A 24,293-nucleotide genomic window follows, 5' to 3' on the forward strand; every position below is an offset into this window, starting at 1 on the left:
TTCTCCCGAAAAGGTCCAGAAGAAACTCTCAAATCTTCTGCTCCATATCCTATTTCTCCCCATTCACTTTTCCCGACTCCTTCCTTTTTTTTCTTTTACCCACTCTTTTAAGAGTTAAAAATATTCTAAATATATATGAAAAATAATCAAGCTTGCTGAAAGTAAGTGAGAAAAGAATTGGTTTTTTTTGGTTTATTTCATCAGGAGTTGCGAGACAAACGAGGATTTCAAATCTAAATCCATTTCTCAGTTCACTCTTAATAAATATATGATGTATTTATACTTATTTCTTTATATCGATACGCTCTCCATCAAATGGTCTGATATGACTATTTGTGGTCACGAGCTTCATATAGCTGTGATAATTTCGTCTACTACAGCTCTGTCTCCCTGAAATTCATTTCCGGTATCAGGGTCGAGTAACATAGTGATATTGATGTAAGCAATTTCATCAGGAGATAATTCATCATTACGGTTGACTTTAACTCGACCAGCTTGATTAAGATCATCGAGATCGATGTAGTCATTTCCGTTAAGATCAGTGTAAAGATTGAGGATATTATTATTATTATATCTCATTTTAGTTACTTGAATCCACTTACTGATTTCAGTTTCCCCTCTATTAGTTCCAGCTTCATTGGTTATTCCAAGCAAAATCTCAGAGTCTCGCTCAGCATCCGTATCGTCACTAATTTCATGGTTAGTAACGGTAATTTCCAAATAGACGTCATTCGCTTCTACAGACTCTGGATTATTGTGAATTAATACTGATTCTTTTTTGGAAAGACCCGGTGGAACATTCTCAAAGTTGAAACTGTGGGTGATATTAATATCCAAAACTTTTGCAATAAATTTATTACTTTCGCTTATCTCTGTGTCGCTGAAATATGCCCCTGTTTCAACACCTGTTAAAACTAACGTTGTACCGATGATGAATACACTCAAGATTATCCTTTTGTTTTCCACCTTTACGCCTCTCCTGTGCTTATACCCATAGTTTTTGAATGGGAGATAGGATTATTGTCTTAATTTGCTTCTTTAATAGTGAACTAACCCCAAAACCAGTTTTGTCCCTGATCAATGAGAGTTTCAAAATTGTTTTTCATTACCAAGAATTCGATTGATTCTCCAAATTCAAGATTGGAAAATCAATTTTAGGTTTTGGGATGAGCTCAGTAATTGAGATCAATCCATATCTCGAAATTTTAGATTAAATCTTTTTGATTTCTTGTTCGATTCATCGTTTTCAGCTGTCATTTTTAATTGAATGGACTATTTTTTAATTTAAAATAATCATTTGATCCTTGTTAAGAGCCATTCTTAATTAGTCAGGTTATGATTGCCGAATTATAAACAATACAACTTACCGCTTAAACATCTGATAAAAAATTAAAATGTTATCTGAATTATAAACAATACAACTTACCGCTTAAACATCTGATAAAAAATTAAAATGTTATCTGAATTATAAACAATACAACTTACCGCTTAAACATATGATAAAAAATTAAAATGTTATCCGAATTATAAACGATACAATGCACTGCTTAAACATATGATAAAAAACTAAAATGTTATCCGAGTTATAAACAATACCACGTACCGCTTAAACATATGATAAAAAATTAAAACGTTGCCAATATATTACAGGTTGCAATTTTACATTTGTATAGACAGAAATATGAAACATTTCTTGGTTTTCCGTCAGTTTTCGTCTTCACTTTCTTTTGAAGGCACATCCAAGAAAACATATACTACATTGTCATGAATTATGAAATACACACCAGATTCGATATCATTGACTACGCGTTCATTCATATCAACAGCAGCATCCACAAGGTCCTGGAGGGAATATATCTCAACCTGAATAAGAGAATTCCAGTTATCCGGAACTTTACCTTTGCTAACAAATTCTTTAAAAGGTGAATATTTTTCTTCTTCTTTCAATCTTTTTATGAGTTCGGGATCAACGTCATTCTTTTTTGTGCATAGAATAAGTGCTCCTACTGAAAATGTGCTGAGCAGAAATAAGGAAAGAGGGAGTTTTATTGCTGATACTGAAGGCTCTTTTTTAATGATAATTTTTTCATATGTATAGTTATTTTCATTAAATTCCAGTTTTTCGGGCATCTTATAATATGCAGGATTGATCACTAAGGGTAAAGCAAAATCTGTGGTATTGTTAATTTCTTCTCCGTTTATTTCTCCTTTATAATTGACATGAGTAACAATTTCTATCGTTGTATCTGATGAGTATTTTAGCTGGTCCTGTATTCCTATTACCTTAGACCGAATTTCCGACACATTAACGGAAAATTCATGGATAAGTACATCTTTATTTCCAATGTTAACATATCCCATCTCTTCCACAGGAAACTCTGTTTTCCATATTATTTTTTGACTTCCCCCCGAATTCTCCTCACTGGTTGCAACAACAACAGTCTCACATTCTACCTGGAGAGAGGCGGAATCTGTAGCATTCAGGTTGTAAGCCAATGAAACGTTAAGAGTAGGAGAAGCAGCGAAAAAATACATTGGTTTTCCCATTTCAAGCCTGCTTCCTTTAGGATAGAGAGGATTTTTCTCTGTTACAGGAGCTGTATAGGTATATTTTCCATGTTGTGTATAAGAAGAAATCAACTCTTCCTGTTCTTCATACACATCTTGCGTATATGCTTCATAAGCCCAAGAGCTGGATAATATTACTGCCATCCCTAATACTACAATGAATATTCCGGAATTGTTTATTAGTGTATTTTTCAGTTTAAGGAAAAATATTTCCAGCATATTATCTCCTGCAACACACATGATATTTTTTGTATAAGTTATGACTGGCAAGTATTTAATTTTTTTCATACAGTTTGACTCTTTATTTTTATTGTATTTTTATATTCAGAATTCGATAAACAATGTCTACATTTCGATCAGGACGAAATCTCTTTTTCATTACAAACGGGTGGAAACATTTCATCCTCAAGTCAAATTACGCGCAGTCACCCCACCCAAAATGGCGGGTATGCTTCAGGCCACACACTATGTTTCCGGGGTCAGAAATCGTCAATCATTCTTTGACCTAGTTTTACTGATTTGCAGGACTCGACTTCTGCTTTCTGTTTTTTCTGTGAATCCTTGATGTAATGCTTGATTGTGTCAGCTACTACATTTTTAACTGATCGATAGAATTTGTAACATGAGTACAGATTTCCACCTCAATATCGTTTTTTTCAGCTCGGGATGAAGCTTGAAAATAATCCCCGACCCAAACAGGCTGTCCAACAATTATTAATAGTAATAAAAAAGTGCTAAAAAGAAAGCAAATAAGCCCTTTAAATCAAAAAAGAAGGAATTCTTTTATTACCGAAGGTAATTGTCAGACAGCCTCCAAAAGTCGAGGTATTCGGGATCCTCTGCGCTCCTACTATACTAATTAACTAAGACAGTAACTATGCTTACGGAACGTTTATACTAAATTGAGAGTTCTTTTCCACAGCATAAGCAAGCGCTTATATCTCATTCGTTTAATCTTTCTTCCGAGTACTATCTTTCTATACCACAGGGGAAACATGAATACCGTAAAAATTGAGGTATAAAGCGCAATCTCGGCAACTGCAGGTAGATAAGGGTTTATTTCGGCTAGTAATATTATCCAGAAGACCGGCAGAACATAAGGTGCTGAGCTAATCGTTACATGCATGTTTTCAGAAGCAATAACCTGAATTTCATAATTCGGAGGAATCACTGCATACCATGGTTCAATAGCAAACCTATTCTTATAATCTTCCGGCAGAAGCACGCATACAGAAGGAAGAAAGCCTGTATTTTCTACTTTATTGTCCTTCTGAAGAAACATAGATCCGGTCTCCCCTAAATTAATAATGGCGATTCCTGAAAATATGAAGCCACTTGCCAAAAAGATTGCTATTAGCCGTTTTCCCATAATCATAGAATATGAACGTCTGGAAACTTTTATATTATTCTGTTCAATTTTACGAGCGCGAACAGGATTGGAATATTCTATGATTGTCCTGATTTCATCCAGTATTATGATGACTGAAGGAATTATCACTGTGAGTAAGAAAATTGCCTTATTCTTTGTAGCCTCAGGCAAATATCCTGCAAAAGGAATAACGAAAATTAATTTTCCAACTACATCCGAATCTGGGACTTTAAAGAAGTCCTCTTCCTCGTTTGCATCCCCTTTTGTCCTAAAAATTCGTTTCTCGCCTTCTTCCTCTATTTTGACAATTCTATGTGTTACAAATGTATCTTTGCCACCAGGATCCAGAAAAGCTATGACATCTCCAGCTGTAAGTTCTTCCGGATTGACGGACTCTACAACTATCATATCTCCAGGCAGCATTATCGGTGTCATACTCCCACTTAGCACTACCATAGCCTTTTCTGATCCTGTTAATAGTGGAATTAAAGTATTTATAAGGAATAGCGCAGTTACAAGTACAATCGCTACCTGAAGAATTTCTTTTTTTTCCATGCCTTCATACCAACCTATCTGCTATTCTTGGCTGAAACTTCAACAACGACCCAAGGTATGAATTATAAAATATCCAGTGTAAAACACTACAGTCAGTAATCCGTATGCACTTTGACATATAATTTCATATGTACGTATCTCTAATATTTATATTGATAAATAATTCTTTACAGACCCGTCTCCCATAGTTATATTGATAGTTAATGGAGTCAGATATGATACATCACTATCAAAATATGATTTGAGATCTACCGTAATGTTGGAAGGAAAAGAATGATCAGTGCCGTCAATAAGTTCTCCTGACGATTTACTGCCGTTGAAGAATTCGCTTTCTTTTATTGTTATCTTTATCAGATGGCTGTCATTAACCTGAGAACTATTCCACCATACTTGAATTATATCAATAGTTATATTTGAAGTTCCATTTGAAGTTCCCTTTATATCAAGTTTCCAGTAAGATTGTTTTTCATTGCCGGAAGGGATCACAAGAACGCTACTTAATACTTCGATCAAGTCAGCTTCGCTATTAGCAGAAGGGTCACTATTATTAGAAGATTCATCATCATTAAAGTCACTATTATTAAAGGATTCATCATCATTAGAGTCGCTATTATTAAAGAACTCAATCGCTTCAGGGGAGTCAACTTCGTTAATGGATTTACTTTCAGCAGAAGAAATTGCAGAATTCCATACTCCAGCGATAATTATGTTTCCAGTACAGGATTCAGAATCAGAACAATGTGCTAATGTGCCGATGTCGTCGCTGACACATATATAATTTAGTGACATAAATGAAGTAAGCAATAAGCAGAAAAGTACGAATCTATTTGCAGGCTTCATCCCTATCTTTCTCCATTCTCATTAAATTTCTTATCTCTTGAATTATCAGGATAATAGCTGGCACAATAACAAGTATGAAAAATCCCGTTAAGGTATTGGCAAAATGTATAAGAGCACCAAGATAAGGAATTTTAAAGTGCATAACTCCTATTACATCTTCAGGTGCCACCACGTAATTGTCTGCGTTTGCGCATGCGTCTCCTTTTGTTATATAACCTTCAGGTGCAAAACCTATTACTCTGTGTGTGATTATGAATGGAAAGGGATTATCCTCAAAATGGTAATAATATGATATGATGTTACCTGATTCAATGGAATTCTCCCCGGAACTGATAACAATAATATCATCTGAAGTTATCACAGGCTCCATGCTTGTACCCGTTACAGTCATAAAATGAAGCGAGTCCATCGGAATCATGGTGCTGATGATGGGAGCTATCAGAATAATCAGCAGTATTACGTTAAGTATGTCTTTTGTGTTCATATTATTTTTGAAACAGTTTGTATCATAATGAGTATTAAATTTTAAATTAGCAGTCTGGATACAAGATTTTCCTTCGGATTGCGGTTTGTAGAATCCAGATTTCAACTTATATTTCATCCGAGAAAGCTATTTGATAGGAAAGATTCCCTATATTTAATTAGACAATCGCAGTATTACTATATAAAATTTTGTACTAAGTATTAAAATAAAAATAGTGGGTTTAACCCACTATTTATTTTCTCAATCCGTGTTTTAATTAATCCATGTTATTTGCCTTAATCATAGTCAGCCTGTTCAAGAATGAATGTGACATCAAAGATAACACTGTCTCCCTGAGTTGTGTTGTCGATACCAGTTCCCGTCGGGAAGTCCCATTGGACAGTGAAATTATAATCGTCTCCGCTATCCATGATTGTTACAGCATCCCAGTCAGCTCCGGAATATGAATTTATTGTACCGAAGTATGTGCTGGCCGTAGTGGTGGTTCCATTAGGATACAGTGTGATGTCAGTACCCGAATCAAAAATTCCGTTTCCAGCCCAATCAAGCCACAATGCCATCTCTGCTACTCCTCCGAGTTCCCCTATCCCTTCACCACCAATAGTGTCATTCTCGAACTCAGTAGATCCGTCACTTTCTATATTTGCGATTGCACCTAATTGAATATCGAGTTCCCCCGCAAGGGATCCAACATTTTGGATTGTCTGATTTTCTGCGCCAGCATCCCCGGGTTCTATATTCCCAATTGAAAACGGAGCATTAGTTAAAGAAAGATCAAGAGTTCCTGCGGTAAAAGTGTTATCTGCGCTTATTTCTGTATCCTGGAAGTATGCCCATGTCGTAGACCCTGCCATAACACTGACCAGGCCGATGATGAGCACGCTCAAAAGTATTTTCTTGTTAAACATTTGTTTGTACCCCCATATTTGTTGATATTTAAATTGTCAATATGTTAGCCGATCATCGAAAGGTAAGGGTAAAAATAAGATTCCGTTTGCTAATTCTTCTGCCTCCCATTTTTCCGGATTTCAATCCGTTTATGGATTTGATTCCTTCTAATTTTTTGGTGTCCTTCCTTCACTCCCGCTGATCTGAGCTACCATCTTCTATGAATCTTTTGAAGATAGTTATTGGCTAATTAGCTTGGATTTTGGGCAGTTAATGGGATATTAACGATATCGAGAAGCATCTTAACTTAATATGATGGTAATAGGGAATTTCTGTTGGACTATTGCAAAAAAAGGTACATTACTGGATATATAGAAAATTACACTATAAATTTTGAAGATATAAAAGATTTCTTCATATGATTTTCAATGTCTGTTGCTGATCCAAAAATCAAAGTTGCGCTGGCGTATCACCGCTCAAAATTTCGTTATAGTAGACAATAACCCTAAACAATTTAGTTTGAGCAAAAATTAACAGCCTGAAAAGGAAATTGATACGTCATATTATCATTGACGGTTACCGGGGAAGTTTTCCATCCCCGCTGCAAGCTAGCGGGGTATTCGACTGAAATAAAAAATTTGCTATGAATATGCCTAATATCCGGAAGAAAAGAAATCGAATCTGGAAAAATAACAGATAAAGAAATCGTATCCAGGCAATAGTTTGTTATCATTATCATGAGACCTCATTATCCATATAGGAAAACAAGTGTATTTTAAAATCAGCTATTCTTCAAATTTCTGAATATGTAAATGATTAACTAATGATGACAATAAAAAAACCAAGCTTACAAAAATCATCCATTGAAAGTTTGATATCCATTCAATAACCCCTTCATAGATTGCTACATTACCGAAAATGGTGAGAACACTGAAACCCAGATAAAACTGGCTCCACGGGATGTCACCTTTTTTGACAGTTTCCATATATATGTCAAAATTGCGGGATGTGGGAAGGAGTTCCACACTATCCTGCTCTCTATTATAAACAACTATTCCCAGACTTTCCATTTTTGGAATATGGTTCTGGATCAAGGATACATATATGCTTTTTCTGGTATTACTTTTTGGTTCTTCGGATCCGGCTTCTATGCGTGCTATTTCTTCTGAAAGAGAGCGCACACTCAGACTCCCCTTCTCACGGAGAAGTTCAAGAACGCATCTTCTTCGGTCATTTTGAAGGATTCCGAAAATATCACTTTTAGACAACTGCACATATTGGAGTTTTGTTTTGACGTCTATCGCATTAATTCCCTCCGCATTCATAAACATCCCTTCAAAAATACTTATAGAATATTTTTAAACATTTTATTTTTATATTCTTGTGCTATTAATTATATAACTCACTTATAGTCAAATTTGAGGATTAATTAAGTTTTATTTAATATCCTAACTTGTGATTAAATTTAATAAAGTAATGATGTTCTACTATAAGAATTATACCTATTTATTAGCCATCTCCAATATAATTTATAATTTTATTATATCTTCATATTTGATTTCGATTTTAAGTCACATGTTCCAAAATATATTCACTGCGATGTGAAGTTCCGATGACAATCTGAAAGTTTAAGCTTAGGTAATTAAACTAGAAATTTAACACAGGCAACAACATTATAATTTTAATTTGACTGATATGTCCAGATTTCTCGATCATTCGATATAAATTTTACTTATTGTTTCGTAAATTCGTTAGAAATTTAGATAGTTAAAAAAACGCTATGTGGTTAAAAAGTATATTAATTATTTATTTCCTTCAAAAAGATTAAATGTGCATCCCTTTCAAAAAAATATATTTTATTTTTTTTCAAAATTATATTTCTCTCAATTTATCCTTTTAAACATTTTTAGTACCATTTTTGAGCTTGGAAAACAGATATTTCTCATTCATAAATACTGTTGTATCCTGAAATTATTTCGCAGATTCAAAACCATTCTAAAGTTCAATACGCGATGCAACAGCAGGCGACTTAAAAGGTTAAATGTTGGGTAAATTCCAATTCCATTTTGGTACTGTGGAATGATCATGTAAAATGAAACAAATTTGAAGTTGAAGTAAAAAGTGAGTCATCTGTATACGACATATAACTGCAATAAAAGAAATTAAAAAAGCGAAATAATTTTGGGATAAAACAAAAAAACCCTTTGAACCTAAAAAACAGATTTTTCATCCCGAGCCGATTAAAAAGAACTAATGAAAAAAAATTTTTGGATAATTAGTTAATACTGGATTTTTTAATTTCACTAAAGTGAGCATGTATTTTACTTATATCTTCCACTTTAACAGCATTTACTTCACTCATTTGGTTTGATTTAATAACGATCCATTGAGGAATATCATCAGGGTCAGAAGTGATATGATAATCCTCAACATCATAACAGGAAATTTGTTTACCATCTTTTAACGTTAAAAATACGGTTAAACCCATTCCATTTTTGTTTTGTTTCTCTGCAATCATTGGATCTAAAATGTTTTCAATCATAGAAACCCCCTCAGCTAAAATTTAGGAACTCTACTACCAAAATAATCTTATGAACTTATACTTAAAAGTATCTTAACCCGTATGAAAGGATTTCTGAATTTTTCAATAACATTATGGAAATAAAAATCTGTCCTGTTACGATAATTAGAGTAGAGAGAATGTTTCCGGAATTTAGAGGAATTTGAGAACATGAATAGGGAGAAGCTAATTACTTCTCCTGTTATCCATTGTGATGAAACCGGAATGAAAATTGAAGGAAAGAGACATTGGCTTCATGTAGCTTCTAATGACAAATACACCTGTTATTTTGCTCATCGTAAAAGAGGATCAAAAGCAATAAATGCTATGGGAATTTTTCCGGAGTTTAAGGGAACAGCAGTTCATGATGGATGGAAACTTTACAACGTTTATGATTGTGATCATGCTCTTTGCAATGCTCATCTTCAGAGGGAACTTACCGGAATTGAAGAGAACTATAAACAGCAGTGGGCTAATGAAATGAATTAATTGCTCGCTGAGATGAAAAAGTATACTGACGAATGCAAAGAGCTAGTCAAAGAACTGGATTTTGAGCAAATTAAAGCATTGAAAGAAAGGTTTGATGCTGCAGTCATGAAAGGAATTGAAGAAAATCCACATTCTCTAAATCCTGATAAGCAAGGAAAACGTGGTAGGAATCCAAAAACTAAAGCAAAGAATCTGCTGGATAGGTTTATGGAACACAAAGAGGAGATCCTGAGATTCCTCACAGATTTGAAAGTTCCGTTTGAGAATAATCAGGCAGAAAGAGATCAGGATGATGAAATTGCAGCAGAAAATATCAGGAACTTTCAGAACAACATAAGGAGCGGAAGCTTTCTGCAGAATTAGAGCTTACATTTCTACAATCAGAAAGAATGGGTTGCTTGTTTTAGAGGATATTATAGCGGCGCTCAAGGGAGCGCCGTTAACTACCCTGAATAGTTACTTTTTTTCAAAACATTATATGCCTGTTCAGAATGCAAAAGGGTCTCCTCAATTATATTTTTCAAACAGATTCAATCTTAATTATTAAATTTAGAAATATACTTCCGGAAATTTTTGTTTTTCTTTGTAATGTCATTGATCTACCCACATCATTTTTTTTAAAGCTCCCATCTTTAAAGAAAATATTATCTTTAATGTGAGGTCTATATATCTCTTTTTTAAAAAAGCACTTTTAACTTTTAATTTACATATTATTTCTGATATCTGCCAATTCATCGAAGTTTGGAGAAGATTGAGAGAATTTGCCCTGACTTCTCAGGCCTTTTTTTCTTCCTTTCTTCTCCCCTTCAGGGGCTTTCTTCTGCTGTCCACAATAAGCTTTTCACGACCACGATACCGTTTCAGAGCGGGGCTGTGAATGAGGTTGGGAGAAAAACAGCAAATAAAAATTGTCGGGTAAAGCTTGATGTATAAGAAGAATGAAAGATAGAAGTAGATATATACAGACTAAATTCCCATCTTTTTGGAGGTTCCAGGACGAATCCCCAAAATAGAACCTGAGTTTTTTAGCGGAAAGAAAATAAAAAGTTCTATTATATTTCTTCATAAGTTGGGGATACGGGCTTTTATATACGGTCAATTTAGTAATTATAGTAAATACGCTGTGAGCTGTATGTACACTGAGAATTCAATTACACTCTCCTCCGTTCCTCTGGAAAACCTCCCTCATTTATGGGCACAAAACGATGTTCTTATTTTTCTTATTGATCTGGATAATTATGACGCATCGGACACGGAATGTCTCAACGACAGCGAAAGAGAATGTCTAAAAAAACTAAAAACTACATATTTCAAAAAAAGATATGTTGTTTCCAGAACGGTTTTGAAACATGTCCTGTGCCAGCTCTTTAACAAAAGTTCTATCCTGGAAATCTCCACTTATAAGGATGAGTTCGGAGAAGTGCATATACTCAACCATAAAGAGCTGTATATCTGCATATCCTACACTGAAAATGTCGCAACTCTTGCAATCTCAAAAGTCAAGGTTGGGATTGATATTGAAATTCAAAGACCGCTGGCACTAAAAAATACTTTGAAATACCTTCAACCAGCATCTCCATTTCCTGACAAATCAGAACGTGATGCCGACCTTTTGATGGCGTGGACTCTGAAAGAGGCCTATTGTAAATTTTCCAATAAGCCCATGTTATCAATTCTCAGTAAAGAGACGGACTTCAATAATACTTTTTATTCAAGCTATTTATTTGACAATAAATATATCTTTTCTCTCATTACCAATTCGGACTCACATGCTATTAAGATCAGCCGCCTTGGGAAAATTAGTTCTGATTGAAGCAAGCATGTTTGATACTTTTTTGTGGAAACTTTATTTTTTGTTAAATTGTGTATATATGGTTTCATAAATTAATTCCATTCATAATTCAAGTCATTTCATTCATAGTTCCGGTCATGTTACTGCTAAACCTGTGTGAACCGAGTACCATACCTTGATGCTGTTCAGCTCTTCCGAACTTTTTTCCAGTGATTTTTCCGTCAATAAGTTGTTTCAAATGTTTCAAATTCTTTATATAGTTGTATTGCATAATTACCTCTAGGCTTTGAACTAATACGGCAAAGTGTGTGTTACTTGTATAATTATATAATTTGAGTAAAGGGGTAAGATTGCATGGAACAGATAAAGAATGGTATACTTGGTTATTTGAAGGACAATTCTTTCATGGAGCAGGGGACTGTTCTTGGGGATAGTGACTCGCTCACCCAGAATGGTATCATAGATTCTATCGGTTTACTTGAATTGATAGACTATATCAGTGAAACGTATTCTATCGAAATTCCTGAAGATATGCTGACTCCGGAAAATTTCGATTCTCTAGAAGGGATTACCAACCTGATAACCAGACTGGCGAAGTGACGTGTATGAGAATTGATGCTTATATCGCTGAGCATGCCAGAAATGCTCCTCACCAGACTGCACTCGAAGAGGGTAAAAAGTCCATTTCTTACAGTCGCCTTGATGAGGATATAAGCACGATTGCCTTATCTCTTACTGACTTTGAGCACTGCGGGTTTGCAATACTCGCCGAGCCCGGCATGAACTATATAAAAATACTTATGGCAGTATACCGGTCAGGTAACATTGCAATCCCCCTGCCAATCGAATTGCCGGGGTTAAGCCTTGAAAGAATCCTTGACGCTGCCTGCATCAACAACATAATTGCAACGAAAAAACAGTACTTAAGGTTCGGAGACGGATTTTTTGAGCGTTTTGGAACCGTGATCGTTGTTTCGGATGATACTGCAGTGGAAACCCTCAGCAAAAGAGTGATATGCGAGAGAAATAATCCCGAACTGAGGTTGGTGCTTTACACCTCCGGCACAACAGGCACTCCCAAAGGGGTTATGTTAAGCGATAAAAACCTGGTCTCGAATGCCGGATCAATAATCGAGGTTCTGAACATAACCTCAAAAGATAAAGCCGCACTTGTAATCTCTCCCCATCACGCCTTCGGGAATTCGATAATAAATTCCCACCTGATGGCCGGAGGGGCAATCCATACCGGAACAATGAGTTTCATAGACCCGGTTTTTAATCTCGTTGAATCCGGAGTATCCATATTCTATGGAGTTCCCAGCACCTATCGTATTCTTCTCAGGTACCCGGAAAGGTTCAGAAAAGCCTTTGCGAATGTCAGGACCGCTGCATCTGCTGGCGGAGCCATGGACCGGGCTATCGTACGGAGTATCAGGGAATTAAGTCCGTGTACACAGATTCTGCCAATGTACGGTCAGACCGAAGCCACAGCAAGGCTTGCCTACCTGCCGGCAGAGGACGTGGACGAATTTATCGATACGATAGGAAAGGCGATTCCAGGGGTTACACTGGATGTCTTTGACTCTGAAAACAGGCCGGTAGGACCTGAAGTCGCAGGTGAGCTTGTTGCCAGGGGAGACAATATCCTGCTGGGTTACCTGAATGATGAAGCAGCAACTGAAATGAAGATCATCGACGGATGGATGCATACAGGAGACCTGGCGCAGAAACTTCCGGGAGGATACCTCAGGCTGCTTGGCCGTAAGGATGACCTCATCAAAATAGGTGACCACAGGGTTAACCCGAGGGAAATCGAGAAAGAGATCGAGATGAACAATGAGGTTTCCAGTGTTTTTGTTGTGCCCGTATCCCACGAGCTTATGGGCAACGCTATCAGCCTCATGGTCATACCGAATCAGGAAACCGAAGTCGATAAAATTTTTGCTTTTTGCAGGAAAAACCTGCCAGGCTACCTTTACCCCAGAGAGATCCTCTTCATTGACCATCTACCGCTGAGTGAGAACGGGAAAATATCCAACAGGTCCATTTTAGAGGAGTACCAGCATGTCAAAGCTAGTATGTAAAAAGTGTGTTCTGGATTCGGATATTCCAGGCATAGAAATTAACGAAGAAAGCGGTCTCTGCCATTTCTGTGAGACTTATTCTCCTCTTTCTCCACAGGAAAAGGAGCAGTATCTTAACAGGATTGAAGAACTCTTCAAAGAATACAGTGGCAGGGGCAATTATGATGTCATATTCGCACTTTCAGGTGGAAAAGACTCTTCATACACACTTTACAAACTCAAAAAAGACTATCCATTCCTGAAAGTCCTTGCTGTCCAGTTTGATAACGGGTTCACTTCGGATTATGCCGTAGTAAACGCCAGGAAAATGTGCGAGATCACGGGATGCGATTATTTTAAGCTGACAATGGAAAAGGAGGTCCTGTACGAGCTCTTCCGAAAGGCAGCCGAATCCTGTGATGCGTTCCCGAAGTTTGCCAAATACAGGGCAAGTGACATATGCAATATCTGTATCAGCATCATCAAACAGAAACTGATGGAACAGGCAATAGTCCAGAACGCGCCTTTTATCGTCTTTGCTTTTACAGCGGGGCAGTCTCCCAATCCCATAATCAATCTATCGGCTAATTTCATACAGTGGTCAAGGAACCTTTTTGAAAAGCAGCTTCAAAAAATAGGCGTTGATGATAGGGATGAGCAGTTCATTATTAAAAATGAGGTAATCAAAAATATGGGCGGGGTTGCCCCTTCCATTCTGCACCCGTTATGTCTATGGGATTACAGTGAAGACAAAGTACTTGAGACAGTAGTGAATCTCGGGTGGAAAGCTCCTGCTCTCAATGACAGTAATTCAACCAACTGTACCTTGAATTCTTTTGCATGCTATAACCATCTGGAAAAGTACGGCTTCCATCCATATGCCTTTGATATAGCAGGGCTTGTCCGAAGCGGGGAAATGTCAAGGGAGGAAGGGCTGGAAAAACTTCATCAGGAACTCTCGCAGCAGCTGATAGATGATGCGGCAGAGAAGCTTGAAATAAAGATCAATAATTCGCAAAAATAATGCTGAAAATTTATTTTGATATTATCTTAGCAAAGGGCCATTCATCAGAAATTCGGTGATTCGATACATAATAGCCGGCAGTTTAAACGTGTACTTAATTACCTAACGGATAATCGATCAGGAGAGTAATATTTATGCAGATAACTGAAAGTAGTGTAGGGCAGACTATAGAGAGTGACGAAGGGCAGTTAACAAGAAGTAATACCGGGAAGTTAGTGGATAGCAGTAATGTGCAGATTCTGGACGAACTGAACAGAGATATTGATAAGCTTGCCGCAAACCTCAGGGGCTTTATAAGAGAGCAGGTCACGGTTTTTAAGAAAAAAGGAGTTGTTCTGGGAGTTTCCGGAGGTGTTGACTCAGCCGTAGCCCTTACCCTCTGTGTACAGGAGTTTGGCAAGGAAAACGTATACGGCCTTCTTCTCCCTGAGATGGAGTCGGCTCCTTCCAGCAAAACCCTGGGAGCGGGAATCTGCGAAAACCTGGGGGTTGCATATGAGGAAGTCCCCATTTCTCCAATTCTGGAAGCCCTTAATATTTATGAGAAGAAAGACCAGGTTCTAAAGCGTGCCTGTCCCGAATATGATCCCGGAATCCACAAGACTTCACTTGTTCTGCCTAATTTCCTTGACCTGGAACTTTTGAATGTTCCTTATATTCGACTGATAAAGGACGGGGAAACGGTTTCCAAACACAGGTTGAAGGCGAATGACTATCTTGAACTTATCGGGCTTCAGGGTGTCAAACAGCGGTCCAGAATGTTAGTTCAGTATATGTATGCTGAAAAGATGAACTACGTTGTTTGCGGCACAACCAACAAAACCGAAGTTGTCCTGGGCCAGTATGTGAAATACGGAGACGGTGGCGTGGATCTCGAACCGCTTGCAGACTGCTATAAGACTCAGATCTATGCTCTGGCAAAACACCTCAAGGTAAATGAGGAAATCATAAAGCGCCCGCCAAGTGCCGACACCTGGAGCCACTATACGACTGACGAGGAGTTCTACTGGCGTATGCCCATGCATCTTATAGACCAGCTCCTGTATGCCCAGGAACATAAACTGTCTTTGGAGACAACTGAAAAGAACACCGGGCTTCCAAGAGGTACTATCGAAAAAGCCTGGAAGCATATTAACCGGGTAAAAGATACCACAGAATATATACGGGCTGCTCCCCCGGTCTTCTATCTGGAAAGGTAACCCACAGGTTTATTAAACTGAATGGGGCCGTATGGAACGTGCAACAAAAACCATTGAGATTTTTTTTCTCTTAAGAGATACCCAGGAGGTACCTTTCTCTTAAGAGGCATTTTTCCCTTAAGAGATACCTTCTCTTAAAATGTTTTTCCTCTCGAAAGGCAACAATACCAGCGTTCTTGCCAACTTTAATTCTATCAACAATTCCGATTGATAAGCATGAACCCAAGAGTTTCCATAGTACGCTGTTCCGACTATTCAGGTGTAAAAGCTGCGATTAAGGAGGCACTTGCCCTGATAGGCGGGCTTGAGAGTGTTATATCTCCGGGTAATCGAGTGCTTCTTAAACCCAACGTGCTTGCTATCCGGGCTCCGGAAGATGCTGTCACCACTCATCCCACAGTAGTGGCTGCAATGTGTGAACTGGTTATGGAGGCAGGAGGTATTCCTGTTATAGGAGACGGGTCAGGGATTGCGAAACCGGGTTCCACGACGACTTCGGAGGCTTTTCGCGCATCGGGAACCGAAGGTGTCGCATCCGCTTTCGGTGTGGAACTTATCAATTTCGAGACCTCGGGTTACACCGAGGTCGCTGTGCCCGACGCCGGACAGTTTCCGCGCCTGTATATTGCAAAAGCAGTCCTTGAGGCTGATGTTGTAATCTCACTTCCGAAACTCAAGACGCATGAACTGACACTCTATACAGGGGCAGTCAAAAACTTATTTGGAACCATACCTCAGAAAAACAGGAAACAGGCACATGCCCTGGAAGACCGGGCCCTTTTTGGAAATGCAGTTCTCGATATCTACTCTATCGTCAAACCTCATCTTGCAGTTATGGACGGTGTTTTGGGAATGGAGGGGAACGGTCCTGCGAACGGCATCCCTGTCTTTGCAGGCGTGGTCATGGCAAGTTATGACTGTGTAGCCCTGGACATCGTGGCTTCCGAGCTCATCGGAATCGACCCTTTAAAAGTCCCTACAAACAAAGTTGCACTCTCAAGGGGGTTTGGGACTGAACATCCGGAGGTTGTTGGCACGCCTCTGGAAGAAGTAAAGGTCAGGTTCAAAAGGTCGGAAGGCGGAATTACTGCCTATCTGCCGTCTTTTCTTATTGGAATTCTTCGAAAGCAGTTAACTGTAAAGCCTTTCATCAACACCTCAAGCTGTGCATTTTGCAAAGCCTGCGTCATGAACTGTTCGGCGAACGCGATTGAGGAAGTGGGGAGATCCCTCAAAATCAACCAGCAAAAATGCATTCAGTGCTACTGCTGTCGCGAACTGTGTCCGAATGATGCGGTAGAAATAAAAAAGTCTTTACTCATGAAAATCGTAACCCGAAGCGGAACCTGATAAGACCCTCACATGACGGAAACCCTTCATGATCAAAATAAGCAGGACAACCTGTGACTTCAGTCATGGGATGAATGCGTCAACACCCCTCATACCTGCTTTTCGATCCCAGCAAAGATAAGCGCCTCCGTAAGCCTGCCTGGTTCCACTGCAAAAAAGCAGGAAGAAGTGAAAAGAAATAGATTGAAGGAAGAGGGTGGTGAATAAAGTTGTATGGGTCGGAAAGTCCAGAGTTCAGTCCTTTTTTATTTTTCAGACCTGTAACTGAATTCAAACCCGAAGCGACTCAAAGCAAATAATGCCATTAATATTACAGCAAAAACACAGAAAACGGATACAAAAGATCCTATCAGATACTTAAACAGGCCGGCCTCTGCAAACCCTGTATCCATTAATGAGAATACGCTGATACGTCCGTCATACAGCGGATAGAGATAAGCGATGCCTCCTTCTGAGATATCGTCTAACAGCAGGTGAGTGAGGAAGGCAGCCCCGGCAAAAATTGCCATGTACAGTGCTTTATCGAGCTCCCTGTATGCTGCATATCCGACAAGCATCCCGAAAAAGATTGCAGTAGAACCGAACAGAAGTGAATGTGTGGGGATCGGGCCAATAGAGCAATGATCCAGAGTGCCGTTTACGAACAAATTATATACAGCCGTTATATCCGGAAATAGAGTGCATAAACCTCCGACAAACATCAGCAGTAGTAGCTTCTTTGAGTCTTTGGATGAGAGCTCTCTGCGAGAGATCGTTTTTGCTATGGCAAATACAGCTACGGCGCTGACACAAAACCAAAAAAATAGGACATGTACAACAGGATACGGCATAAGGGACCCTTTTTCAAATGTATAGCGTTTTTTCCACACGAAAGGGATCTGAAAGTGTTCAGAGTCTCCCATCTCCTATCTAATCCGGAAGGAGATTATTAGCTCTCAGATTTAGCTTTCAGATTTAGCTTTCAGACTTAGCTTTCAGACTTAGCTTTCAGACTTAGCTTTCAGACTTAGCTTTCAGACTTAGCTTTCAGAGATTTTTAACTCTTGAACTCTATTTGACTCTTAGACTCTATTACCCGATATTCTATAAAATTTTGCCTCCCTTCGGACTTACTTAAAAAAATTCCCTCTGCTTTCTTTAAAATGGATAAGGATATAGTTCAGGCCGGATTTCCTCAGAGGGGGATCAGTTCGACAAGCAGTCCATCTTCAAAAGGATGCCTCTCGATTATGAAAAGCCTTGTTCCGAGGGGTTCGAGTTCTTCTTTAAGCCCGTCCTTAAGGTCTTCAAGCACCCACCAGGCGACCTCGATTTTTCCCTCCTTTACTTCGAAAAGTTCATCCGGAACTTCGATCTCCCTTAGGATCTCTTCTGCAAGCGACTGGTTCCCGCCGTTGATGACCCCATAGATGAGGGTACCGTCTTCCGTAATTTCATCAAATTCTCTTGCTGTATTTTTTGCAATTCTCTGAAACCTTTTGCGCAGCTGGACTGCATCCTTATAGGTCGAGGAACAAAAATGCACTCTTTTGCACGCCTGAAAAGCCTTTTCAGCATGCGTATGGGAACCTGCAGCAGCGCAGGAAGTATCTGATTCCAGGGAAAACCCGTTTTCAAGAAGGGCTTTCGAGTTATTATCGGAAAATTCCAGTTCGTTCAGGTTTAGGAAAACTCCCATTTCCTCTGCAAAAGCCGCAACCTTCTCTGCTCCTTCAAGGGAAGGGATTTCCATTCCGATTTCCATTCCCAGCGCTTTTGCATTTCGAAGAGCATCTGCATAAGGACTGTGCCCGAGCTCTCCCCATACCGCCTGCGGAGGATGAAAGCGGATTTCGTCAAGGCCTGCTTCTGCTAACTTTTCAAGGGTTTCCCGGTCCGGAGCAAGCGAGGTATAAAGGTGAATATGGTGACCTTTTCCGAAAGAAGATTTAAGCTGGCGGATGTAGTACAGGACCCTCTCAACTTTAAGTAAGGGCTCCCCGCCGGTAATCCCTGTCCCGAGGGCGTCCATAAGCCCGGCTTCTTTCAGCAAATCCTCATCACTTTTTACAGGCCTTTCGTTTGCAAAAACCAGGTCTTTTCCCCGCCTTTCGTCAGAAAGAGGGCAGTAAAAACAGCTTTTAGGACAGAGCCCCGTTATAAATAGCACCATTTTGGCACCCTGCTGGCAGAGCCTGCAGCCTTCAGAAAGGTAGCTGCAAAAAGAGCCTGTCTGATCCTCGGTGAACTTTTCCATACCTGAAACTGCATATTCTTTAGTCCTATATAAGGCTTGTTTCCTCATGTTGTCCCTTACGTCTTATGAGGGAAAAGCAATGAAAAAGAATTTTTCCGGAGCCGGTTCGGAGACGATGGCTCAGAAATGAATATATCTATCAGGTGCCAAAGGTTCACTAATGTCAGATATGGATGGCTATGTTGTAGTTTTCGGCTGCAAAAGGTGCGGCAAATGCAAGGACATCTGTCCTGTGGGTGCCATTTACGAAGAAAACGAACTTGCAAAAATTGATCCTGAAAAGTGTAACCTTTGCATGAAATGCATAGATGAATGTACTAACAGGTCCATTATTTATATGGAATGAGCCGAGAATTGAGCGGAACGGCATCGGAAATAAGTCGGAATGACACGAACACGAAGTCGTAATGATATAAACACGAAGTCGTGACATGAACTCAAAGAAGGACTGAAACAGCACAAAGTCAGAATGAAATTATAACACAAAATCAGGAAAAGGTCGGAAGAGATGTTTTCCCCTGAAAAAATACCGGTTAAAGGAAAGATCCTGGATATCACAGTCCCTATTTCTTCTTCTACGCCAATCTTTCCCGGAGACCCGGAGCCTTCAATCGAAAGGTTTCTCACTCTCGAAAAGGACGGCTGTGCAGTATCCAGGTTGAGTTTCGGAAGCCATACGGGCACGCACGTTGATGCCCCGTCTCATGTCCTGAAAGGCGGGCTTCCGGTTGACAGCCTGGCCATTGAAAGCCTTATAGGTGAAGCAGTCGTTCTGGATTTTTCCCGGAAAGGCGGGGCATTGACAGGTTCCATCCTTGATGAAGCTTATCCGGACGGGACAGCAACTGAAAGTGGTTCAGGTGTTTCTATTCTCCTCCTGAAAACAAAGGCTTCTTTCCGAAACAAAGAAAATTCCGAGATTTCGAGCTTTCAGGCAGGGAAACCCGATGGAGAAAGGGAATTTGAGGAGTCATCAGAGAATTCTGCTTACCTTGATGCAACCGGTGCAGCCTGGATTGTTCGGAACGGGTTCAAAACAGTAGGAATCGATGGTTTTTCTGTGGACAGCCTCTCCTCAGAAAGCCTGCCTGCCCATCACATGTTGCTTTCAAACAACGTGAACATTGTGGAATGTCTTGACCTCAGTTCAGTCGAGGCAAGAATGTATTTTTTCTTATGCCTCCCCCTGAAAGTTGAGGGCTGCGATGGGGCTCCGGCAAGAGCGTTACTGATTTCTTACTCCTGATTTGTTCCTGATCTTCAGAACTGGACTATTGTTCAGAACCTGGCCATTGTATACCTTATGCCGTCCCGGGTAACCATCTCGAACAGGAACTCGCCTGAAACCGGGGATTCTATCACTATTCCCGTACTTTCGAGCCCTGAAACCTTTCGGCTGATGTCCTGATCTTCGGCAGGGACCCATTTGCCTTCCGAATTCCGGGTGCCTTTTATAAAGTGAACGGGGGTTCCTTCGATCAGTACCCTCTTCTTAACTCCGTTTTTGTACTGGTAGATAAGGGTGTTGTTTTCCGGAACCCACCCGGAGTCGGTCAGGTTGCCGTTGCATTCCTGATCGGGGTCCACTCCGAAACTGATGTACCTGACAGAGGAAGGAAGCGAAAAGCTCAGGGTGCACATGCTGCCTTCAGGGCCGTATCTGTCTGCAGGATCTCGGGCATACCCTTCCTGGATTGAGAGCAGGGAAAGGGAAGCGGTTTCGACCTGATTTTTAACTTCCGCTTCCTGAAGGACAGGCGAAGCTATATTCCAGGCCTGAGCCAGAAGGAACACCACTGCGGCCAGAAGTCCGAGATATACTACGAGTTTAAGAGGAATCGTATCTGCGGCTACAGTGTCGGAAATAATTTTCTTCATATAGAGATAAATCCTCTTAACACAATAAAAAATTTTACTTAAGGAAGATGGAATATAGTGAGTATTTTTTCCGGCAGCAAAAAAACTAAAAGGAAAACTTGAAGATAGAGGACGGTTAAAGGGTAACAGGAGACGACTGCTAAAAGAAAGCTTGAATAAAATAATGTTCTAAAAATAATATTATAACGAAAACGAAAGGTAATTATCAGAAAACACAGGAGGGTTTGGGATAAACAAAGAATGCGATGAAAATCTGTTATGTATCCCTTTTACTGAGGAGCAGCTTGAGGAAATCAAAAAGTATGCAGCCATTAATGACATGGAAGTTGAAGAATTTGTAATAAACGTTTGTCTGACTCACTGTCTCCAGCAAATGGAATATTTCCAGGGGCAGATACCAGAAGCCCCGGAAATCGGGGGCGGGGCTGCAAAATCGGAAAGTGAGTCAAAAGCCGAGCCGAGAAAAGTTGAGATTAAAAGTAAAAAACCTACCTCAAAAGACCTTCTCGACGGGCCTCTGGTCCTGGACCAGCAGTGCATAATGGATTTATTTGCAATTAAACGAGAGTTTGGCCATACTTCAAATAACAAGATCATTACCGTTGCCCTGAAACTGGGTTTGAATCAGCTCAGCGTGGCTCTTGATATGCTTAAACACAAACTGGAAGAATAAATGAAAGTGGAAAAAGAGAATAAGTTAAGTTAGCTTAAGTAAGTTTAAGTAAACAGGTTTCTGCCGGTAATTTCTCTGAGGATGAAGGGTTTTTTGTGCAGGGTTTTTTAAGCCCTGCTGGTAAACCATTCCAGAAACTTATCAACAGCCCTGCGTCGGTGGGAAACCTTATTTTTCTCGGCGTCCCCGAGTTCCCCGAAGGTCAGGCCCTGGTACTCGAAGATAGGGTCATATCCAAAGCCGCCAGTGCCCCGCTCTTCGTATGCGATTTTCCCTTCAACTACCCCGGGGAAAACCAGGGGTTCTTTTCCGGGTTCACAGTACCCGATTACGGTTTTGAAGTACGCGGTCCTGTCTTCTTCTCCTTCCATCATCTTGAGCACTTTCAGGTTTCCGAGTTTATCTTCCACAAAGCGGGAGTAGGGGCCCGGAAAGCCGTTTAAGGCATTTATGAAGATCCCGGAGTCGTCTACCAGCACAGGCATGTTCAGTTTGTTTGCAACATACTGTGCCCCGTGAGCGGCAATCGGTTCAAGTTCGTCTTCCTGGAGTTCCGGATACCCATTTTTCTCCTGAATGACTTCGATTCCGAAAGTTTTGAGGATATCCCTTACCTCGGCAAACTTGCCCTTATTTCCTGTAACAAAAACGATCTTATGCATAGCGAGCCCTCTTTTTTATCTCTTCAACTCGCTTGAGTACATCCTTTGAATCTATAAAAGTACTTCCATACCCTTTTTCAAAAGCTTTGACAAGGGTTTCGTGGTCGCGGTGCGTACTTTCAAAGGTCTGGAAAAGTACATGGACGTCCACCCCTCTTGCTTCCAGGCTCCTGTCAAAATAGGCAAGCCCGAAGTCAATGAGATAAAGCCGCTCCCCTGCAAGCAGGAGGTTTGAGGTGGTAAGGTCGCCGTGGACTATCCCTGAACTGTGCAGCCTGCCTACAAGCTCTCCGACCTTTTCGGAAAGCTCGGGAGTTATAAGGTACTTTATGGGGACTCCTTCGATGAACTGCATTTTGAGCTTGAATTCCTCAACATCGTAGATGATCGGCGTGGGCACTCCTGCGCGCCTGGCTTCAGAAATCAGGCGGGCTTCTGTCCGGTTCCTTTCCCTCCTGATCCTTTCATCTATCTCTTTATGCCTGTAAACCTTCGGGACCCTTTCCTTGACAAGCACCTTTTTCCCTTCCGGACCCTCGTCAAGGTAAATAACAGCTTCAGCCCCGTTGTCCAGCCTTTCTCCGGGGGGTGCCCTGAGGAAAGTCTCGGGAGAGATTTCAGGGACCTTTTTCATCTCCTCTTCCTTTATCCAGGTAACGTTCACATCATCGGTCCTGAAACTCGGATTCACACGCGAAGTTTCGAGGGAGAGAATATTTCCGGACTTATACATCAGGAGTCCGGTGTATGCGATCATAGTCCCGTTGTCGCCCATGAAGCGTTTTTCGGGCACATAGAACTTCGCTCCCCTGGCTTCACACATCTCATTTAACATCTCGCGAAGCCTGGTGTTTGCTCCAACCCCGCCCGCCAGCAGCACTTCATTTTTTCCGGTGTGGGCAAGGGCGCGTTCCGCAACCTCCACAACCATTGCAAAAGCTGTTTCCTGATATGAGTAGCAGACATCCTCAAGAGAGGCTTTTTTCAGGGCTTCGCTTGCAGCCGTGGAAAGCCCGGAAAAGGAGAGGTCCATCCCTTTAATCACATACGGCAGAGGGATATATTGCTTTGCGTCTTTTGCGCAGGCTTCGATTTTAGGTCCTCCGGGGTGGGGCAGTCCTGCTCCCCGCGCAAACTTGTCAAGGGCGTTTCCAAGGCCGATATCAAGGGTTTCGCCAAAGACCCTGTAGCGCCCTTCCATATATGAGATCACCTGGGAATTTGCCCCGCTTACATAAAGGACTACAGGGTCTTTTGCAGGGGTTCTCCAGATCCCTATTTCTATATGGGCGATGCAGTGGTTGACCCCTATAAGAGGAATACCCAGGGACAGGGAAAGCATCCTGGCTGCGGTTGCAACGGTTCTCAGGCAGGGTCCGAGTCCGGGTCCCTGTGAAAAAGCTATTCCGTCAAGATCTGAAGGTTCCACTCCTTTTTCTTTTGCTTCTTCAAGGAGTCTTTTGATAACACTTGCTGCGTACTTCGCATGGTGCTGGGCGGCTTCCCTTGGGTGGATTCCGCCTACTTCGGGTTTATAGGTCTCCGTGACCTCTGCAATGATCTCGGTCTCGGTCACGATTGCGGCACTCAGGTTCCAGGCAGTGCCTTCGATTCCAAGGATAAATGTGTTTTTCAAGGCTTCCGGTCTCCTTCCAGTCCTTCT

22 protein-coding genes and 1 pseudogene are annotated in these 24,293 nt (G+C 40.5%); 10 read left to right on the forward strand and 13 right to left on the reverse strand.

The window, feature by feature from the left end:
• Positions 1 to 348: 348 nt before the first annotated feature.
• The 8 genes from ACSAZL_RS03045 to ACSAZL_RS03080 all read right to left on the reverse strand — a co-directional run bounded on the left by ACSAZL_RS03045 (position 349) and on the right by ACSAZL_RS03080 (position 9,246).
• Positions 349 to 966 carry a TasA family protein gene (locus tag ACSAZL_RS03045; RefSeq protein WP_440947270.1) on the reverse strand — a complete coding sequence of 206 codons (618 nt, stop codon included), beginning with the start codon at positions 964 to 966 and terminating at the stop codon, positions 349 to 351.
• A gap of 738 nt (positions 967 to 1,704) precedes the next feature.
• On the reverse strand, positions 1,705 to 2,856 hold the full coding sequence (locus ACSAZL_RS03050; RefSeq protein ID WP_440947271.1) for a DUF5305 family protein: 1,152 nt from the start codon (positions 2,854 to 2,856) through the stop codon (positions 1,705 to 1,707).
• 604 nt (positions 2,857 to 3,460) lie between these two features.
• Entirely contained in the window at positions 3,461 to 4,492 is a 1,032-nt protein-coding gene (locus ACSAZL_RS03055) for a signal peptidase I (RefSeq protein ID WP_440947272.1), read from the reverse strand.
• 147 nt (positions 4,493 to 4,639) lie between these two features.
• Positions 4,640 to 5,332 carry a hypothetical protein gene (locus ACSAZL_RS03060; protein ID WP_440947273.1) on the reverse strand — a complete coding sequence of 231 codons (693 nt, stop codon included), beginning with the start codon at positions 5,330 to 5,332 and terminating at the stop codon, positions 4,640 to 4,642.
• Complete coding sequence (locus ACSAZL_RS03065) at positions 5,316 to 5,816, reverse strand: signal peptidase I (RefSeq protein ID WP_440947274.1); 501 nt, start codon at positions 5,814 to 5,816, stop codon at positions 5,316 to 5,318. The genes ACSAZL_RS03060 and ACSAZL_RS03065 overlap by 17 nt, the downstream gene beginning before the upstream one ends.
• Positions 5,817 to 6,091: 275 nt before the next feature.
• Positions 6,092 to 6,697, reverse strand: a complete 606-nt coding sequence (locus ACSAZL_RS03070; RefSeq protein WP_440947275.1) for a TasA family protein — start codon at positions 6,695 to 6,697, stop codon at positions 6,092 to 6,094.
• 792 nt (positions 6,698 to 7,489) lie between these two features.
• Positions 7,490 to 8,029: a DUF7344 domain-containing protein gene (locus ACSAZL_RS03075; protein WP_440947276.1), complete on the reverse strand. Its 540-nt coding sequence runs from the start codon at positions 8,027 to 8,029 to the stop codon at positions 7,490 to 7,492.
• Positions 8,030 to 8,979: 950 nt separating this feature from the next.
• Complete coding sequence (locus ACSAZL_RS03080; protein ID WP_440947277.1) at positions 8,980 to 9,246, reverse strand: hypothetical protein; 267 nt, start codon at positions 9,244 to 9,246, stop codon at positions 8,980 to 8,982.
• A gap of 77 nt (positions 9,247 to 9,323) precedes the next feature.
• On the opposite strand from ACSAZL_RS03080, the pseudogene tnpC reads away from it, so the two are divergent.
• The 7 genes and pseudogenes from tnpC to ACSAZL_RS03115 form a co-directional block, all read left to right on the forward strand.
• A pseudogene (gene tnpC, locus ACSAZL_RS03085) lies at positions 9,324 to 10,198 on the forward strand (IS66 family transposase); the annotation flags it as partial.
• 687 nt (positions 10,199 to 10,885) lie between these two features.
• A complete protein-coding gene (locus tag ACSAZL_RS03090; RefSeq protein ID WP_440947278.1) occupies positions 10,886 to 11,566 on the forward strand; it encodes a 4'-phosphopantetheinyl transferase family protein in 681 nt (226 codons plus the stop codon).
• A 333-nt stretch (positions 11,567 to 11,899) separates the two neighbouring features.
• Positions 11,900 to 12,145 (forward strand): acyl carrier protein, encoded by a 246-nt coding sequence (locus ACSAZL_RS03095; RefSeq protein WP_440947279.1) that lies wholly within the window; start codon positions 11,900 to 11,902, stop codon positions 12,143 to 12,145.
• A 5-nt stretch (positions 12,146 to 12,150) separates the two neighbouring features.
• Positions 12,151 to 13,629, forward strand: a complete 1,479-nt coding sequence (locus ACSAZL_RS03100; RefSeq protein ID WP_440947280.1) for a class I adenylate-forming enzyme family protein — start codon at positions 12,151 to 12,153, stop codon at positions 13,627 to 13,629.
• Positions 13,610 to 14,632, forward strand: a complete 1,023-nt coding sequence (locus ACSAZL_RS03105) for a hypothetical protein (RefSeq protein WP_440947281.1) — start codon at positions 13,610 to 13,612, stop codon at positions 14,630 to 14,632. Before ACSAZL_RS03100 ends, ACSAZL_RS03105 begins: the two co-directional genes overlap by 20 nt.
• A 134-nt stretch (positions 14,633 to 14,766) precedes the next feature.
• Positions 14,767 to 15,831, forward strand: a complete 1,065-nt coding sequence (gene nadE / locus ACSAZL_RS03110; protein ID WP_440947282.1) for an NAD(+) synthase — start codon at positions 14,767 to 14,769, stop codon at positions 15,829 to 15,831.
• Between the two features lie 216 nt (positions 15,832 to 16,047).
• Positions 16,048 to 17,181, forward strand: coding sequence for a DUF362 domain-containing protein (locus tag ACSAZL_RS03115; protein WP_440947283.1), 1,134 nt, complete (start codon positions 16,048 to 16,050; stop codon positions 17,179 to 17,181).
• Positions 17,182 to 17,426: 245 nt separating this feature from the next.
• On the opposite strand, the gene ACSAZL_RS03120 is transcribed toward ACSAZL_RS03115, so the two are convergent.
• Together ACSAZL_RS03120 and ACSAZL_RS03125 are read right to left on the reverse strand one after the other, a co-directional pair.
• Positions 17,427 to 18,083, reverse strand: a complete 657-nt coding sequence (locus ACSAZL_RS03120) for a metal-dependent hydrolase (protein ID WP_440947284.1) — start codon at positions 18,081 to 18,083, stop codon at positions 17,427 to 17,429.
• A 272-nt stretch (positions 18,084 to 18,355) separates the two neighbouring features.
• Positions 18,356 to 19,417, reverse strand: coding sequence for a radical SAM protein (locus tag ACSAZL_RS03125; RefSeq protein ID WP_440947285.1), 1,062 nt, complete (start codon positions 19,415 to 19,417; stop codon positions 18,356 to 18,358).
• Between the two features lie 160 nt (positions 19,418 to 19,577).
• Here ACSAZL_RS03125 and ACSAZL_RS03130 point away from each other — a divergent pair, with 160 nt between their 5' ends.
• Together ACSAZL_RS03130 and ACSAZL_RS03135 are read left to right on the forward strand one after the other, a co-directional pair.
• Positions 19,578 to 19,763 (forward strand): DUF362 domain-containing protein, encoded by a 186-nt coding sequence (locus tag ACSAZL_RS03130; RefSeq protein ID WP_440947286.1) that lies wholly within the window; start codon positions 19,578 to 19,580, stop codon positions 19,761 to 19,763.
• Positions 19,764 to 19,925: 162 nt separating this feature from the next.
• Positions 19,926 to 20,663, forward strand: coding sequence for a cyclase family protein (locus tag ACSAZL_RS03135; protein ID WP_440947287.1), 738 nt, complete (start codon positions 19,926 to 19,928; stop codon positions 20,661 to 20,663).
• Between the two features lie 32 nt (positions 20,664 to 20,695).
• On the opposite strand, the gene ACSAZL_RS03140 is transcribed toward ACSAZL_RS03135, so the two are convergent.
• Positions 20,696 to 21,295 carry a hypothetical protein gene (locus ACSAZL_RS03140; protein ID WP_440947288.1) on the reverse strand — a complete coding sequence of 200 codons (600 nt, stop codon included), beginning with the start codon at positions 21,293 to 21,295 and terminating at the stop codon, positions 20,696 to 20,698.
• Positions 21,296 to 21,614: 319 nt separating this feature from the next.
• Between ACSAZL_RS03140 and ACSAZL_RS03145 the strand changes: the two genes are divergently transcribed.
• Complete coding sequence (locus ACSAZL_RS03145; protein ID WP_440947289.1) at positions 21,615 to 21,968, forward strand: hypothetical protein; 354 nt, start codon at positions 21,615 to 21,617, stop codon at positions 21,966 to 21,968.
• A gap of 107 nt (positions 21,969 to 22,075) precedes the next feature.
• On the opposite strand, the gene ACSAZL_RS03150 is transcribed toward ACSAZL_RS03145, so the two are convergent.
• Together ACSAZL_RS03150 and ACSAZL_RS03155 are read right to left on the reverse strand one after the other, a co-directional pair.
• Complete coding sequence (locus tag ACSAZL_RS03150) at positions 22,076 to 22,630, reverse strand: XTP/dITP diphosphatase (RefSeq protein ID WP_440947290.1); 555 nt, start codon at positions 22,628 to 22,630, stop codon at positions 22,076 to 22,078.
• Complete coding sequence (locus tag ACSAZL_RS03155; RefSeq protein ID WP_440947291.1) at positions 22,623 to 24,266, reverse strand: bifunctional N(6)-L-threonylcarbamoyladenine synthase/serine/threonine protein kinase; 1,644 nt, start codon at positions 24,264 to 24,266, stop codon at positions 22,623 to 22,625. The genes ACSAZL_RS03150 and ACSAZL_RS03155 overlap by 8 nt, the downstream gene beginning before the upstream one ends.
• Positions 24,267 to 24,293 lie beyond the last annotated feature (27 nt).

The sequence above is a fragment of the Methanosarcina mangrovi genome (genome assembly GCF_052057765.1).
Classification (GTDB): domain Archaea; phylum Halobacteriota; class Methanosarcinia; order Methanosarcinales; family Methanosarcinaceae; genus Methanosarcina.